We start from the raw sequence: 15,327 nt of genomic DNA, 5'->3' as shown, positions 1-15,327 counted from the left end.
CATTCGCATTTTGCGTCAACCGTGGATCAAATCGGTCTTTGAAATTAAAGTGTTGGTAGCATCAGACAAAAGCCCTCTCCTTTTTAGTTCTTAACCGTATCATTCTTCAAAGAGTCGTTTGAGTATGGAAGAGATACACCGGTCTGTAATGGCTTCCAGACGTTTAAGTTGCTGATGGTAGACCTGAGTGTCATAAACATCGGTATAATTTATTAAATCCTTGATTTGTTCTTGCTTCAAAACAACGAATGTCGCTCTTCTTTAATTGCGTCAATCTTTGTGCTTTTTTCACCAGACGCTGGGCAATACTTAATAATTCCCCCATTCCACTTGCCCCTGTTCTTCTTTCCAATGACTTCCAGACTCTGCTTCAGAATATTTCAATTTGAATGAGTTCAAATTATGAATGAGTTCCTTATATAAACAATTTGATTAGTCAGGAAAAGGATACAGTATGATCAAAATTCCTGATTTTGAATTATACATATATCTGATGGGTATCACCGGGATCGTCATGCTTTTGAAAAAAACAGGCTATAGCATGCGACTTCCGTCTCATATCATAGCCTATTTTCTCTTGATAAATAACACATCAAATCTAGGGATTTCAAAGTACCTGGCAAAGGGTTAGTCCTCTGTTATACCACTTCGATGTTGTTATCCTTCTGAATAATGAGATCCACCCCATAATCTCCAGCAGCTTTGGTTACTTCAGCCTTATACATTTGCGCCCGGAATAGATGACCTAAGTATTTCTCAAATTGAACACCTTCCACCTTGTCAATGTCAGAAATATTTACTAAATGGTAGGAGCAGGTCGTTCGTCTATTTTCATACGGAGTAAACTATAAGGCTTCTGCCGCAGGTCATTTCCATAATGAAATCTTGCCTGTCGATTTAATTGGTTCACGATGAAATATAAGTATTGATCTGGACCAATAGAAAAAGTATCCGGCCATAAAATTCTCGGATCATGTGCGATGGTTTCCATTATTCCATTCAGAAATATCTTTCGAATACTATTGTTTTCATAGTCTCCAGCGTAAACGTTTCCTTTTGCATCGGTGATCATTCCATCTGAAGCACCTTTTTCTCCCCAATACTTCACGTAGTACTGTAGATTCGTATCCGGTATCGTTCGGTCTCTTAGGGCTTCCGTTGAAATCGAGTACAGCTGACGACTGGAGAGAGGACAAAAATACAACATCTTGCCGTCCGGGGAAATCGCTATGCCATCGGATGCCAATCTAAAGGGTGAGGTAGATCCGTCTTTGTTTCGATTCATCAGGATTTCACCTTCAACTTTTGGTAAGAGACAGAGATCGGGCGAAGTTGAAATTGCTCCGTTTAACCGTCTCCAGGCATAACCGGTTTCTAAATCAACGACAATAATAGCACCTGGTCCTCGGGAAGACGAATCCGTTATATAAGCATAACCTGCTTTACCTACACGAAAATCAAATCGGACATCATTCAGATAAGTGGTCGGCAGGACAACATCTTCCGTAAATGTATATACACTTCTTATGGTATTTGAGTTTAAATCTACAGCGACTAACTTTGCTCCCCCTTTGATGGGTTCTGAGAAATTAGGAGCTCCTGTATCCAAAACCCAAAGCGTACCATTTCCATCAGCAACGACACTTTGGACACTAATGAAAGACGTCGAGATATCGAATGGGCTTACCACATTAGCGTCTAAACTAGGATAAGGCTGTAATGTATCACAAACGATTTCAGCCACCGTAAATTTAACGTCGTCCCCCCATTTCGGAAAGCAAATGAAAATACGCCCGGTTTCAGAAACAGCAACGCCTGTAGGCATGGCTCCGTAAAATAAAAATACCGCCTCAAACTTACCGAAATAATTTTCACTTGGTAACATCACTTGTATAAAATCCTCCTCCACAGGTTCGAGCTGCTATCACCTATTTATATGACTGAATGTGGTTCAAGTGCCTGGATAATTAAATATTTTCACGGAATTCCCCAAAGCTTCGGATTTGAATATCACGTGCGAATAAGTTGACAAAGTGTTTTTACTTTGCTGTCTGAAGGAAGCGAGCGTGCGATGAGTTTGCTGCTGCAATATGGATTTCCGGCAATTAATTTTAGTATAAAATCCGATGCGTCGGAAAATCTAACGTTGAAGAATAAGGAGGTGATCTTATCTCAATGAATACGCCAACACTAGCGCCGCACGAATCGATGGAACTTCATGAAGCCTTAAACTTTAAAACGCTCTGCCTCGCTAAGTCAAAACTTATGCAAGGCTTGGTCTTTGACCAAGAGCTGAAAGCGTTAATGCAGAAAGACGTAATTCAATCCATACAACAGATCTCCGAGCTGCAAACAATCTATGCAAGAGCTCCTTTCCAAGCACCTGTTCCGAATAGCCCGACACCTATCACACATTAAAGGGGAACGCCAATGAATGCCGATTATTTAGACCCGATTAATTCACTAAATATGCCGGAAATGGCAGACATGACTTTTGCAATGGACTTCCTTCTTCGTGCCAAGGAAGGTGTACGAAATATGTCCATCGCCCTAACGGAAGCGGCTACTCCGGATGTAAGAGCGCTGCTGCACAATCATCTTAAGCAGGGGATTGCAATGCACCAGGAAATTACAGAGCTCATGATTCGTAAAAAATGGTTCCATCCTTACGAGCTTAACGAACAGTACCAACTAGACCAACTTTCAGCGAATAACACGGTGATGATCGGGCAGATGAATTTGTTCCCGGATGATACGTCACGTAAAGGGATGTTTGACCGTACCCCAGATGAACATATTGGAGGACATAGAGCATGAAGGCTGTAACGTACCAAGGGATTAAAAATGTCGTGGTCAAAGAGGTACCGGATCCGAAGATTGAGAAACCGGACGATATGATCGTAAAGATCACCAGTACCGCTATTTGCGGTTCTGACCTTCACCTTATTCACGGGATGATCCCTAACCTTCAGGAGAACTATGTCATCGGGCATGAACCGATGGGGATCGTAGAAGAAGTAGGCCCCGGCGTGACAAAGGTTAAGAAGGGCGATCGTGTGATTATCCCGTTTAACATCGCGTGCGGAGAATGCTTTTTTTGCAAAAATCATCTTGAAAGCCAATGTGACAACTCAAATGAACACGGGGATATGGGCGCATATTTTGGCTACTCCGGAACGACCGGCGGATACCCTGGAGGGCAAGCCGAATATTTACGGGTTCCGTTTGCAAATTTTACCCACTTCAAAATTCCCGAAAGCTGCGAACAACCGGACGAGAAGCTAAGCTTGATCGCTGATGCCATGACGACGGCGTTCTGGAGCGTAGATAATGCCGGCGTAAAAAATGGAGATACAGTCATCGTGCTTGGCTGCGGTCCGGTTGGACTTCTGGCCCAGAAATTCTGCTGGCTGAAAGGAGCAAAGCGGGTCATTGCCGTCGACTATGTCGATTATCGCTTACAGCATGCGAAGCGAACGAACAATGTGGAAATCGTAAACTTCGAACAGGATAAGAATATCGGCAACACTCTCAAGGAAATGACCAAAGGCGGCGCCGATGTCGTAATTGATGCTGTAGGAATGGACGGCAAGATGAGCGATCTCGAATTTCTAGCCAGCGGTTTGAAACTGCAGGGCGGCACTATGAGCGCATTTATCATTGCATCTCAGGCTATCCGCAAAGGCGGAACCATCCAAGTCACTGGAGTATACGGTGGGCGCTATAACGGATTCCCGCTCGGCGATATCATGCAGCGCAACGTGAATATCCGTTCCGGACAAGCTCCGGTCATTCACTACATGCCGTATATGTACGAGTTGGTTACTTCGGGCAAAGTTGACCCTGGAGACATTGTTACGCACGTCATTCCGCTCAGCGAGGCCAAGCGCGGCTATGAAGTGTTCGATACGAAAATGGACGATTGCATCAAAGTCGTCTTAAAGCCTTGAATATGGAGAGATATATGGGAGGACAGTCCAAATGAATTCCAATTATGCTTTGCATGAGATGCTGGAGGTTCATGAGATAGCTGCGTTCAAGACCGTTTGCTTGACCAAATCCAAAACTATGCAAGCTCTGGTAACCGACCCGGAGCTCTTACAAATTTTGCAGCAAGATGTGCAATTATCACAGCAGCAGCTTCAGGAGCTCGGTGGAGTTCTGTCTAAAGTGAACCTATAGGAGATGATAGCATGAACCCAATCTTAGAACACATGACAGGGCTTCATACGTTAACCGACGACGTGATCGCAATGGATTTTCTGATGAACGCAAAGAGCGGGGTCAGAAACTACGCTATGGCCGTGACCGAATGTGCCACCCCAGAAATCAAGCAAATTTTGATGAAACAGCTCGACGAAGCCATAGACTCCTATGAAAAAATATCAATCTACATGATAGAGCGGAACCTTTACCATCCTTACCATATTCCAGAGCAAATTCAACTCGATCTGAATAATATTCAGACCGCTATGAACATTCCGTCCTGACACCGTATTCGTCCCCGACAAAACGCGCAAAACCACTATGGTTCAGGCGCGTTTTTTGATTTAAGCCGAAGACATTAGACTCTGTGAATCTCTGTTCTCTCGTCTACCCTTCTCTATTGGTATTCTTATGTTGCCAATCAATTGTGATTTTAATATACTCAATCCCCCTTATGAGATGGTTTGCAAAATATGAACGATTTCCCCCTCCATATTGGAGTTGTCTATCATCTTCAGGTATTCGGGTTTTAGCAATTGATACTGCTTCATGTGGTGGTAATCCATAATTGCTTGTTTCAAGGTGATATCATACTGAATCGAAAATGATGGCTCGATAAAGCGCCGCAGCACAGCGTCATCTTGAACCATAAATAATACGGCATTCAATCTGTTGAAAATCTGTTGCTCCATTCCGGATTCAAAAAAAGCTTGTAAGTTTTTATTCCGATTGTTCAGGGCAACTGACAGATTTCCGACATCTATAGCCGTGAGTTTCTTGACGGGAGTGTTCTTCATGGCTGAGTTCCAGAAGAACGTTGCTTAGAGGCCTCAACGCGGAATATCGCTTTAAGGGACTGTCCCAAAAGTAGTTTTTCTACGAGTAGAGGCAAATCCTTCTCATTTTCAAAACCGTTCAAAAGAGCAACAATTCTCCCGTCACTGGAGAATTGTTGCTCTTTGTTTTTGGTCATTTGCAGCTTGCTTCAATAGAATGTGCGCAAGCGAAAGCCAACCGACCTCAAGCGTCACTTTTTCCATGCCGCATCGCCAAAAGCGCCGGAAGCCCCGGTTATTCTTCAGTTGTCCAAATACACTTTCCGGTTCCGTCATTCGGCGTACAGCCAGAGCATAGCCTTCCTCGCTTCGCAGGATGTCCCGAGCCTGCTTCTGGTACCGCAGCCTCTCCAGACTGACAACCACTTCCCGATTTCCTGCAGCCTTGGTGCAGCGTTCCTTCAACGGACAGCCTTCGCAGCCTTCGCAGCTTTGGCTTCGGTAATGACGTTTCCGAATTTCATATCCACTCTCTAAGAGTTCCATACTTTCTTTGCGAAAATGCAGCATGCGTCCGGTGGGACAGGTCCACCTGTCTTCGGCTTCGTCGTACGTCCAGTTCTCAATCTTTCCGACATTCTCTTTCCAAGCTTTGCTCTTTTCTTTGTGGTAGCTGCCGTATTTTACGACCGCCTGAATCTATTCCTTTTCCAGGTAGGCGTAGTTTTCTTCACTGCCGTAGCCTGCATCCGCAATCACCGTTCTGGGAAGTTCCCAGGATCTGCCGCGCCTTTTCCATATGTGGCTGTAAACAACGGGTGTCCGTCGGTCTCGGGTGTAGACTGTAGGCTAAAATAAATTGGTTTTCCGTTCCTATTTGTATCCGCATGAAAGTCGCATCCGGGTCGGTCTTGCTGAAACTGTTCCGGTCCCCTAGCAGCTTTTGGTAGTGTTCGTACTTTAGTAATCGGGGCAGTAAATCCTTCCGAAGCTTCCAAACGGCTTTTTTCAGGGGTTTATCTTTGGGTTTGTCCAGGAGCTTAGACTCCAGCCCCCGGGTCAGGGTTTCCAGCTTCTCACTATTCATCTCGTAAGATTCACCGAGCTCGGTGAGGTCCTTTCCCTGGAACTCCTGTTCTTCTTGGTGCTCTGCCACTTGCCGTCCACAAAATAATGCCCCAGAGACACATATTTTTCGTCAGCCAGAAACTGAAGCACGGCGGTAAATACCGTTTCGAGGACATTTCTCATCCGCTGGGAACGGAAGCGATTAAGAGTGTGAAAGTCGGGTCGCTGCCGTCCGGCCAGCCACATGAAGGGAATGTTCTCCCGTACCGCTTTGGCGATTTGGCGAGACGAAACTATTCGCTGAGTGTAAGCGAAGATAATGACTTTGGTGAGCATTTTAGGGTCGTAGCTGTCACGGCCGCCACCAGGATAGGCATCGTCAAAGATGGAGTCGTCCAGTCGATTGACGGCTGTGTTAACGAGCGCGATCGAGGTGATGTTCCGGAATGTCTTCTTCCAGATCCATTGGCAAACAAAGTTGGTCCATGGTATATTGAATATACAAAAGAAACCTCTCCTTTGAAATGGTTGGTCGCACTTCCATTTTACCAAAGAAAGGTTTCTTTTTTTATGATTTTTAGAAGGATTGTCGTATATTTCCCGCTTAAACAGCGGAGAGGACGGACTGATTGTGGAAAAGCGGTAGCGGTCGCCTTGGTCTCCGGATTTTCACCGCTAAGGGAAATGAAAAAAATCTGGAGAGCACAGCGATTGGAACAACGGTCCGTTCGCGCAGCGTCCTCACCTAGCGCAACCGTCTATCCGACTCTAAAAACAATGGGCGTCCCAGCCATATCTTGGCTTTTGGGACAGCCCCTTTCATCGGTTATGAGTAGGCCGCATTTATCGCGGCGCCTCTTTCTTCTGCTCTGGTTTTCGTGAACCCTTAAAGGTAGATGAAAGTAAGACCAACAGGCTGCCAAATGCGATCCAGATTAAGACGAATGTTGGATGATTCATACTCAGGCCTTGTCCAAAGAACAACAACTCTCGTAGCCCATCAACCATGAAGCGCATCGGCAGCCATGACAGTATCCAATCACGGTAAAACAGAGATAATAACTCTGGCGCGAAACTAAGGAGTGGAGCACCGAAGAACAGCAACAACACAAAAATAATCATGCCTTTTAACCCAATCCAGGAGAAAACAGCAGCTATCATGAGGAAAAATGCTAAATAAGCAATTGCCAAGAATAAAGCGGTATCCGTGAAATGAGGAGTGTGTACGCCCCATCTTCCAGCAAACCAAGTGAAGCTAAAGCCAGCTGCCAAAGCAATGATTGCTCCCCAAAGGAATTGGACTATATTCGCCCAAAGCCGATCATTACGATTGACGTAATTTTGTTTATTTTTGACAAGCAAGAAAATTACGTTTCCGATTAGACAGGCCATCCACAAAGGTTGTAACATCAAAACCGGTGAATTCCCGTTTGCACTATGCGTACCGGTTGCATTCACATTGATGATTTCGCTAACGATTGGCGAAGCTAAAGCAGCGGCTTGTTTTGTCGAGAGCATAGCGCCCTTCTGATCAATAGCTTCTAATAGCTCAGCACACAGCTTCTTATTTATAGCATCAACCGCGTGGTTTAGCATTTGCCCTGCCACACTAGATGCCGATGCATTCATACCTTGGTTGATATACATCTGCATCCGGGGTGAAGAAGGGTCCAGCGTCATAAGCGATGCCTGCCTCTCGCTGAAATCCTTGGGAATCACCAATGCAGCGTAATAGTCTTGGTTATCGAGTCCTGACTTCGCTTCCACTTCACTACCAACTTCGATCCATTTGATCGCCGAATTTCCATCCGAATTTGCCAAGATTTCTGACTGAATATCAGACACTATCGTCTCGCCTATATTTACTTTTGGAGCCGTTAAGCCTTGATCCTCATTCACAATGGCAATAGGCAAGTTATGTGGAGCAGGATTGATGCTAGGAATCATAGCCAGACTAAAAATGAAGATGACTGCAATAACGATAATGGGTAATGTAACTATTAGTTTGTTTTTTAATAAGCTCATTTGTTTTCATCTAATCTCAAAATCTACTGTTCGAATTCTTTCGTTTTTCCACAGGCAATATGGCCTCGATTACGTCCCAATGCTCGGCGATTTTCCCGTCCTCAACACGGAACAAATCGTAGAAAGCAGTAGGTTCACCATCAAATAGACCTTCACTCGCCGTAAGCACAAAATCGCCTTGTCCGATAACCTGATGAACCTGAGTATATTGAAACTCAATATTCTTCTCCTTAAGACCCTGCAATGCAGCACCGAGGCCGGAAAGGCCATCTGCAATATGTGGACTATGCTGAATGTATTGATCTCCGGCAAAGTAAGAGGTAAGCAGGTCCGGGTTCTTCCCAAGCAGTATATTCTCGACATAGCTTTTGACAACTACTTTGTTCGCATCAGTCTTGTCGATATCCTTAATCATGACCGGTCCGTCAATCATCGTATGATGACTTGGTGTCTTTTCCACCCGATCTTGCAGATTGTCCCAATGTTCAACGATCAGTCCATTCTCAAAACGGAAAATATCAAAGCCAATTTTAGGTCCAAAAAAATCATATTCGGAATGAAGGGCAACATAATCTCCATCGGCTAAAATGCGCTTAATGCTCACCTTTGTACCTATCTCCTTTAAATGATCAAGTGCACCAAGCATGGCTGCACGGCCATTGGATAAGGCAAGGTTGTGCTGAACATATTGATCCGGATGAATGTAATTCGTAATCGCCTTGGGATTACCGCTCTCTAAACTTTCCAGCACTGCTTTAGCCTTTATAACTAACTCATTTTGATTGTTTAATGTCATTAGAATATCCTCCTTATTATCTCAACAGTTACCTTACTAGGCCTAACAATAAATGGTATTCACCTCTTTCAGTCACGAGTTTATAGGCATTAGATAAATAATGAACGTTATGTTGTTTATTTATCTTTCGCTCATTATAATTAAGATGAACTTTACGTTCAATATTCAATATTTTTTGTTTTGAGGGATAACATACAATTCATATCACTTTGTCGCTTAACGACTCTAATTTAATATAGGAGAGCGAAAATAATGAACAAGAAAACCGATCTAAGAATACTGCGCACTAAACAATCGATTCGAATGGCGTTTATTGCGCTTATTCAAGAAAAGGGATATGAAGCAATAACAATCCAGGATATTGCCGATCGGGCTATGATCAATCGAAACACCTTTTATCTCCATTACGAAAATAAACCTGACTTATTAAATACCTATATGGATGAGTTATTGGGCGAATTAAAAAATGCAGTCATTCTTTGTCCAATCAGCATGAATCCTTACAATATTTCTGTACTCGAGACAATCATGCAAACTATACTGGAACACATTTCGCATAACACCTCTTTTTACTACGCCATGCTAATTGAAGAGAATAGAATCTATCCGTTCCGCGCAAAAATGGAGAAAATCATTAAAGATAAACTAAATGAGGGGTGGAATCCGACAGCGGCAAATTTCTCTTTAGTGCTGTCCAAGGATTTGCTGTTCGAATACCTTGTATCGTCTTTCATGGGGATTATCATTTGGTGGGTTAAAAACGATCTGTCTATTCCTGCGGGTGAAGTTGCTTCTCAGTTCAGCAGACTCGTTGCCTATGGACATTTAAAAGCTGCCGGCATCGCCTTCGAGGAATAAAGTAAAGTTGCTCTGCTCGGCGACAATCGATGACCCTTCTTTTAACGACTTTGTACCGGAGAGCCAGTGGTGGACCAATGATACTGAGAGGCCAAATCGCTCAAAGCCTATCTGCGTTTCGGCTGACATGATTAATCAATGCCTGCCGCTAAACCGTTTAATCGCTTCCTCGGTCACCGGCTCGAAGAGGTTTACCAGGTTGCCGTCGGGATCACGGAACAGCATAGAACGGTTTTCCCCACGGCATCGTGGTCGGTTCTTTTACCCAATCATAGACAATTGGCTTCAAGCGTGCGTATTCGGCTTCGACATCGTCGACGCGGAACTTGATGATGACAGTGTGATTGCTCGCTGCCACTACGGAACCCGCGCCGAATAGCTGCGCCGTTTGGGAGTGGCCGATTGCCAGGGTACATGCCGGCATAACGAGTTCGGCAAAAACAGGCGCGGGGTGCACCGCCGAAACACACAGGACTTTTTCATAGAACTCGGCGAGACGATTCACATCGTCGGTAATGATGCGTACAGAAGCAAAATTCACAAAATACCCTCCTTCCTATACTCCTTTATGTTTACATACCCGATAATAAAACAACGCTACTGACAGCCTTATGTCAGTAGCGTTCTAAAATTTTTCGGGCTTCCTCACGAATCTTATTCCGGAATGATTCAGGCTCCAATACGATTACACCCGCTGCTCCTCCAGCCACAAGACCGCCGTCACTCCGCGCGGATAATATTTGCTGCCGGTGATCTCGCCGGAGATAATCTGGTCGCTCCAGCTCCAGATCGAGAGCTGCGGATGCGTAAGCCAGGTTACATGTGCCGAATCGGCTGCATGGCCTTTGTCCTCCCACTCCAGACCAAGAATTTGTCTGGCGATGAACTGGCACAGATAAATCTTGCTCAGCCAGCTGTTATTGCTGGTGGAGGAGATTTTCCAGCCGCCGTCTTCGAACAGGCACACCCCTTCAACTAGCACGGCCTGCAGATGCGTGTCTAGCGCCGCGATGTATTCGCCGAACCGCCCCCCGCGCTCCAAAGCTTCCTTGCAGCCGGTGAAGTAAGGGAAAACGAGGCCTTCAATCGCCGGAATAATCTTCGAGTCATTGCCTTCTCCGATTACCGCCGGGATATAGCCGCCCTCGGTAACACTGCCCACAATGGTTGCTGCGCAGAGCTCTGCCTGTCTGCCGGCAGTCTGTGACAGCTCCGTATTGCCGTTATCGCGGAAGATCTTCTCCATCGCCAAATACGCTGCCCAGCATTTACCCGCAAGGTAAATATTGTTGCGCGCCTGGCCCAGTGACACATCCAGACTGTCGTACGTAGTAATCTCCGCGCCGCCCATTGTCCGCGAGCTGTCGAGGGCCATCACACCGTTTCGTTTCGCCGGGTCCGGATGATCCCGGTTCAGCATACTCTGCAGGCAGCTCTCCAGTACTGTAAGGTTGCGTTCCATCCAGCTGAGGTCACCTGTATGCTCCAGATATACCGCCGCAGTAAGAATCCAGTTCACCAGCTGCTCATGGGTCATATGCGAGAAGCAACCGTCGATGCCGTACAGCTCATATGAGGAATACCCTGGACGCGAGACGGCATTGGCTACCCCCATATCATGGGTGAAGCTGAGCCCGCCCGGATATTCGGCCACGTCTCCCGGGAAACGGACAGTATCCACATAGCTGTACCGGTCCACGAACATATCCAGCTCATTGCGTACGGTCCACGGATTCATCTTCAGCTCATAGAATAGCTGATCCACCGTAAGATCGAATGTGTTCATCATCCGGTATTCGCCTTCGTTCACGACCCAGAACGGCTGGGCTTTGTACTCCAGCAGCTCGGTTGAGCCATAATAACTGCGGATGGCATGTGCCAGCATAAATGTCTGGTCTTCGCTGAGCCCTGTTCCTTCCAGCATGGAGTTAGCCTGCACTGCCTGCTGCTTCAGCTGATCGAAATGGGACAGCGCATATTCCGCTACCGCCTCTACATTACTGTAATAGCGGTTATAGTAATAACCGGCGTCCATTCCCGAGGTTACATAGCCGGACCGGTGGAAGCAGACTGCGAACCGGTAGACCTTGCGCTCTCCTGCGGGCACATCCATAACCAGAGCTCCAACCTGGCCCAGTCCGAAGGTCCAGTTCTCCTCCAGCTCCGTTGTCAGAATATCCTCCATGGTGAAATGCATAGCGGACTTGACACTCCCCTGTTCCGCTGCTATCGCCAGGAACCGCCCCTGGCCGACACCGGTCAGCTCTGCCTGGCTGCCCTCAAAGCGTCTCAAAGCGTTATACGGATCATTCCCCTGGAAGCCGAAGAAGGCCCGGCGGACAGAATCGCCCGAAGTATTGTCAACCTCCAGCTCTACCAATACCGCAGGCAGCAGCACTTCCTTGAGCTCCGCATCTGCAGCTGTTTCCGGGTCCGGAACCGGCCGGACCGGGGAGAGAATACGGAAGGTCAGATCCCCGGCCTGCCAGCTGTCCGTAGCCAGCCGGAAATCGCGGGTGATCTCTTCGTCCGCGTAATGATAAAGAATCTGCGGTTTATCCGGGTTCGGATCAGGGTTCTCGATGTCATAGCGCTTACTCTCATCGTCACTGCCCTGCTCATGGAAAGGCAAGGTATCGAAGCCGCGGCCATCCTTGCGTTCCAGGCCAATATATATATTCTGTCTCGGCGGCTTACCCGCTTCCAGGTCAAAACCGCCGGACGCTCCCTTAAACCCCAGAGTGAAGCTGGAAAATGAACCAATCGGTGAATGATGGGCATTAAAAAACTGATTTGTCGGCATATCGTAAATGCACTCCCTCCAGGCTGTGGCCCGGCAGTACCGGGCTCATAGCTCTATGTTAGCGCCAGCCCGGCTTATGCAACAGGCGTAAAGCCGCCAATTATTTGGACAAATCAATCGGACGCGGCGGCCTATGCTATAATAGAGCCAACTTTTAGTGAAAAAGAGGTTGAGTATGAACGTATTAGATCCCGGTACACAGCATTCCATGGACGGCCGGATGTCCCCGGATATACAGGCTGCCTTTCATATATTCGCTGCCCACTGGCGCAAGGTGAACAGGGAGTGGCAATATCCGGCCCACACCCATCCGATGTTCGAGATCAATATCGTCCTGCAGGGTTCGCAGCAAATGAACGTAGGCGGGCAGTCTTACATCCAGCACAGCGGCGACATTCTGTTCATCCGCCCAAGTGTCCTGCATTCCAGCCTGGGTACGGTTTCAGAGGATGAAATGACCTATTATTGCCTGCATTTCGACATTGATGATCTGGTTCTGCGCCGTTCCCTGATGACGATGGACACCGTCAGCCTAAGCGGCGACACTCCGGAGCTGCAGGCGATCCGTTCTTCGCTCGATGCAATTATCAGCTCGACGATCCTCCCTGATGCCAGCGATGCCCAGCGGGGCCGGCTGGTGACGCTCAATGCTTCGCTGCAGCTGTTCACCGCACTCAGCAGTTGGGTGCTGGCTGCATTGCCCTCCTCTGCCCGGAGCACACTGCCCGGTGTTACGGAGAAAACCGTTGCCCTGGCGAATGCCATCGAAGGACTGCTGCAGGAATCCGTATTCACCGCTGCGGCAACCGGCAGCCGGGCCGGAAGCATTGAAGACATCGCCGCAAGGCTTGGCTACAGCCCGAATCACTGCAACCGCGCCTTCCGGCAAATCTACGGATTGCCGCCGAGGCAGTATCTCTCTGACCTGATTATCCGCCATGCCAAGCTGCTGCTGCTGGATAACAGCCTGTCAGTGGAGAGTATCGCCTACCGGCTCGGCTACCGTGATGTCTCCCATTTCAGCAAGCAGTTCAAGCGCTGGACCGGCCTGCCCCCCATGGGCTACCGCCAGCTTACGGAGGAACCGGGGAAGACAGACGGCAAAGCGTTATCCGCTAATACGCAGGGAGGCACAGAATGAAGATATACCATTTCAACCAGGACACCGGCAAGCCAATCTCAGCCTTCAGCTCCGACTTCATTTTATCCCGGATTATCCAGACGGATGGAAAAACGCATATCGGCTGCGTATATCTGGGCCCGCAGGGAGTGATCGGTTATCATCAGGCGGCATGTCCGCAGCTGCTGCTGGTTATGAGCGGGGAAGGATATGTCCGGGGCGAGGAAGAGGAATTCACGGCTGTCCAGGCAGGCCAGGCTGTCTTCTGGGCGCAGGATGAATGGCATGAGACACGGACGGATTCGGGATTGACTGCGATTATTATTGAAGGTGATTCGCTGAATCCTGCCACCTATATGACACCGGTATGAACACAATTTCACATTAAAGATGATTCAAGGCTGAACTCATCAACTGCGTATGTCGCCACCATGAACTTGACGGGTCTTCATGACTCTCCAACTGGCCGTGAAAAGGACTGAGATTCCGTTATATGTCCTGACATGCGTCTTTTGGAGCCGAAAAGTACAAGACAAAGGAATCTCAGTCCGCTTTGGCCTTATCAGGTGTTATTTTGGCAAAATAACGGAATCTCAGTCCACTTCAGGCGCAAGGTCATCGAGAGGACCTATTGAGGGCGAATGAAGCACGAAGCAGCGCATCACCGAAACAGCAAACCAGCGAATTAGCAACCAGCGCATCACCAATCACCGAATCAGTGACTCACGAATCACCGGGGGCGGACTCCCCCAATTATAATCCCTATACACAAAAACTCCGCAAACCATTAACAATGGCCCACGGAGTTTCTTTATTTTACCCCAGGAGAACACACACCTCTTACCCTTTGGTGGCCCCTGACGCAATTCCCTTAACGAAATACTTCTGCAGGAAGATAAACACGATTAGCACAGGCACCACCGACATGGCGGTTCCGGCAAAAATCATATCCCAGCGCGAGGAGAATTCCCCGATATACCGGTAGATTTCTACTACCATCGTCTTGGCCTGGCCGGAAGGCAGCACCAGCATCGGCATCAGGAAGTCATTCCAGATCCCCAGACCGTTCAGCACCACCATACTTGCCGTAACCGGTCCGAGCAGCGGGAAGACGATTCTCCAGAAAATCCCGTAGCGGGAGCACCCGTCAATCTCTGCCGCTTCTTCAATCTCCCGTGGAATACCCTTGACGAAGCTGGTATAGAGCAGGCATCCGAAGCCTACGGCACCGGCGACATAAATCATGATAGGTCCCGCCAGACTGCCGTACAGGCCGAGTATTCTGAGCTCTTTGAACAGCGGAATCATATACGCCTGGAACGGAATCATCATGCCGGCCAGGAAATAGATGAAGACCAGCCGCGTCCAGCGGGCATTTCTGCGTTCAATCGCGTAACCTGCCATCGGAATAATCAGCACCTGGGCGACAATCGCCACTACGGTCAGAATAAGACTGTTAAGGATCGCACGCGGAAACTCGGTCTCCGTAAGCAGATATTTGAAGCTGTCTAAATACAGTGTCTTCGGAAAAGCAACCGCATCGCGCATAATCTCGGCGTTGCTTTTGAACGCGGACATCAGATTAAAGAAAATCGGGAAGAAAAAGATAACCGCTACCAGGAGCGTTATGACAAACAGGACAATTTCAGTGATTCTCCGCTTAGTCTGCATCGTC

Annotated in this window: 16 protein-coding genes and 3 pseudogenes; 8 read left to right on the top strand and 11 right to left on the bottom strand. The window is 47.6% G+C overall.

The window, feature by feature from the left end:
• Positions 1–190 precede the first annotated feature (190 nt).
• From NYE33_RS20080 to NYE33_RS20070, 3 genes are all read right to left on the bottom strand, one after another.
• Positions 191–352 (bottom strand): hypothetical protein, encoded by a 162-nt coding sequence (locus NYE33_RS20080; protein WP_341067167.1) that lies wholly within the window; start codon positions 350–352, stop codon positions 191–193.
• Positions 353–638: 286 nt separating this feature from the next.
• Positions 639–776 (bottom strand): restriction endonuclease, encoded by a 138-nt coding sequence (locus tag NYE33_RS20075; protein ID WP_445669785.1) that lies wholly within the window; start codon positions 774–776, stop codon positions 639–641.
• Between the two features lie 23 nt (positions 777–799).
• Positions 800–1,885: an L-dopachrome tautomerase-related protein gene (locus NYE33_RS20070; protein ID WP_341068714.1), complete on the bottom strand. Its 1,086-nt coding sequence runs from the start codon at positions 1,883–1,885 to the stop codon at positions 800–802.
• Between the two features lie 290 nt (positions 1,886–2,175).
• Here NYE33_RS20070 and NYE33_RS20065 point away from each other — a divergent pair, with 290 nt between their 5' ends.
• From NYE33_RS20065 to NYE33_RS20045, 5 genes are read left to right on the top strand one after another with little or no spacing between them, the layout of a single operon-like run.
• A complete protein-coding gene (locus NYE33_RS20065; RefSeq protein ID WP_042138009.1) occupies positions 2,176–2,418 on the top strand; it encodes a hypothetical protein in 243 nt (80 codons plus the stop codon).
• Positions 2,419–2,430: 12 nt separating this feature from the next.
• Positions 2,431–2,817 carry a spore coat protein gene (locus tag NYE33_RS20060; RefSeq protein ID WP_341067165.1) on the top strand — a complete coding sequence of 129 codons (387 nt, stop codon included), beginning with the start codon at positions 2,431–2,433 and terminating at the stop codon, positions 2,815–2,817.
• Positions 2,814–3,950 carry a zinc-dependent alcohol dehydrogenase gene (locus NYE33_RS20055; protein WP_341067162.1) on the top strand — a complete coding sequence of 379 codons (1,137 nt, stop codon included), beginning with the start codon at positions 2,814–2,816 and terminating at the stop codon, positions 3,948–3,950. Before NYE33_RS20060 ends, NYE33_RS20055 begins: the two co-directional genes overlap by 4 nt.
• A gap of 31 nt (positions 3,951–3,981) precedes the next feature.
• Entirely contained in the window at positions 3,982–4,182 is a 201-nt protein-coding gene (locus NYE33_RS20050) for a hypothetical protein (RefSeq protein WP_042138015.1), read from the top strand.
• Positions 4,183–4,193: 11 nt separating this feature from the next.
• Complete coding sequence (locus tag NYE33_RS20045; protein WP_042138017.1) at positions 4,194–4,490, top strand: spore coat protein; 297 nt, start codon at positions 4,194–4,196, stop codon at positions 4,488–4,490.
• Between the two features lie 168 nt (positions 4,491–4,658).
• Here NYE33_RS20045 and NYE33_RS20040 read toward each other — a convergent pair.
• From NYE33_RS20040 to NYE33_RS20020, 4 genes and pseudogenes are all read right to left on the bottom strand, one after another.
• Positions 4,659–4,955, bottom strand: a pseudogene (locus tag NYE33_RS20040) (TetR/AcrR family transcriptional regulator); the annotation flags it as partial.
• A gap of 189 nt (positions 4,956–5,144) precedes the next feature.
• Positions 5,145–6,555: pseudogene (locus NYE33_RS36550) on the bottom strand (IS1182 family transposase).
• A gap of 338 nt (positions 6,556–6,893) precedes the next feature.
• Entirely contained in the window at positions 6,894–8,075 is a 1,182-nt protein-coding gene (locus tag NYE33_RS20025; RefSeq protein ID WP_341067154.1) for a YhgE/Pip domain-containing protein, read from the bottom strand.
• A gap of 16 nt (positions 8,076–8,091) precedes the next feature.
• The gene (locus NYE33_RS20020; RefSeq protein WP_341067151.1) at positions 8,092–8,871 is read right to left on the bottom strand and encodes a nuclear transport factor 2 family protein; all 780 of its coding nucleotides are present in this window, start codon (positions 8,869–8,871) and stop codon (positions 8,092–8,094) included.
• A gap of 252 nt (positions 8,872–9,123) precedes the next feature.
• On the opposite strand from NYE33_RS20020, the gene NYE33_RS20015 reads away from it, so the two are divergent.
• Positions 9,124–9,729 carry a TetR/AcrR family transcriptional regulator gene (locus NYE33_RS20015; RefSeq protein WP_042138025.1) on the top strand — a complete coding sequence of 202 codons (606 nt, stop codon included), beginning with the start codon at positions 9,124–9,126 and terminating at the stop codon, positions 9,727–9,729.
• Here NYE33_RS20015 and NYE33_RS20010 read toward each other — a convergent pair.
• The 3 genes and pseudogenes from NYE33_RS20010 to NYE33_RS20000 form a co-directional block, all read right to left on the bottom strand.
• Positions 9,697–9,858, bottom strand: a complete 162-nt coding sequence (locus tag NYE33_RS20010; protein WP_341067148.1) for a hypothetical protein — start codon at positions 9,856–9,858, stop codon at positions 9,697–9,699. The genes NYE33_RS20015 and NYE33_RS20010 overlap by 33 nt on opposite strands.
• A 6-nt stretch (positions 9,859–9,864) precedes the next feature.
• Positions 9,865–10,270: pseudogene (locus tag NYE33_RS20005) on the bottom strand (VOC family protein).
• A gap of 144 nt (positions 10,271–10,414) precedes the next feature.
• Complete coding sequence (locus tag NYE33_RS20000) at positions 10,415–12,532, bottom strand: glycoside hydrolase family 52 protein (RefSeq protein ID WP_042138027.1); 2,118 nt, start codon at positions 12,530–12,532, stop codon at positions 10,415–10,417.
• Between the two features lie 175 nt (positions 12,533–12,707).
• Here NYE33_RS20000 and NYE33_RS19995 point away from each other — a divergent pair, with 175 nt between their 5' ends.
• Positions 12,708–13,673: an AraC family transcriptional regulator gene (locus NYE33_RS19995; protein WP_341067145.1), complete on the top strand. Its 966-nt coding sequence runs from the start codon at positions 12,708–12,710 to the stop codon at positions 13,671–13,673.
• Positions 13,670–14,023, top strand: a complete 354-nt coding sequence (locus NYE33_RS19990) for a cupin domain-containing protein (protein WP_042138030.1) — start codon at positions 13,670–13,672, stop codon at positions 14,021–14,023. The genes NYE33_RS19995 and NYE33_RS19990 overlap by 4 nt, the downstream gene beginning before the upstream one ends.
• Positions 14,024–14,492: 469 nt before the next feature.
• Here NYE33_RS19990 and NYE33_RS19985 read toward each other — a convergent pair whose 3' ends face one another.
• Complete coding sequence (locus NYE33_RS19985; protein WP_042141275.1) at positions 14,493–15,323, bottom strand: carbohydrate ABC transporter permease; 831 nt, start codon at positions 15,321–15,323, stop codon at positions 14,493–14,495.
• Between the last annotated feature and the right edge of the window lie 4 nt (positions 15,324–15,327).

Source organism: Paenibacillus sp. FSL R10-2199, assembly GCF_038000235.1.
In the GTDB taxonomy this organism is placed as follows: Bacteria; Bacillota; Bacilli; order Paenibacillales; family Paenibacillaceae; genus Paenibacillus_AQ; species Paenibacillus_AQ phytohabitans.
The sequence above is the reverse complement of the archived record's forward strand: the minus strand, read 5'-3'. Positions and strand labels throughout refer to the sequence as shown.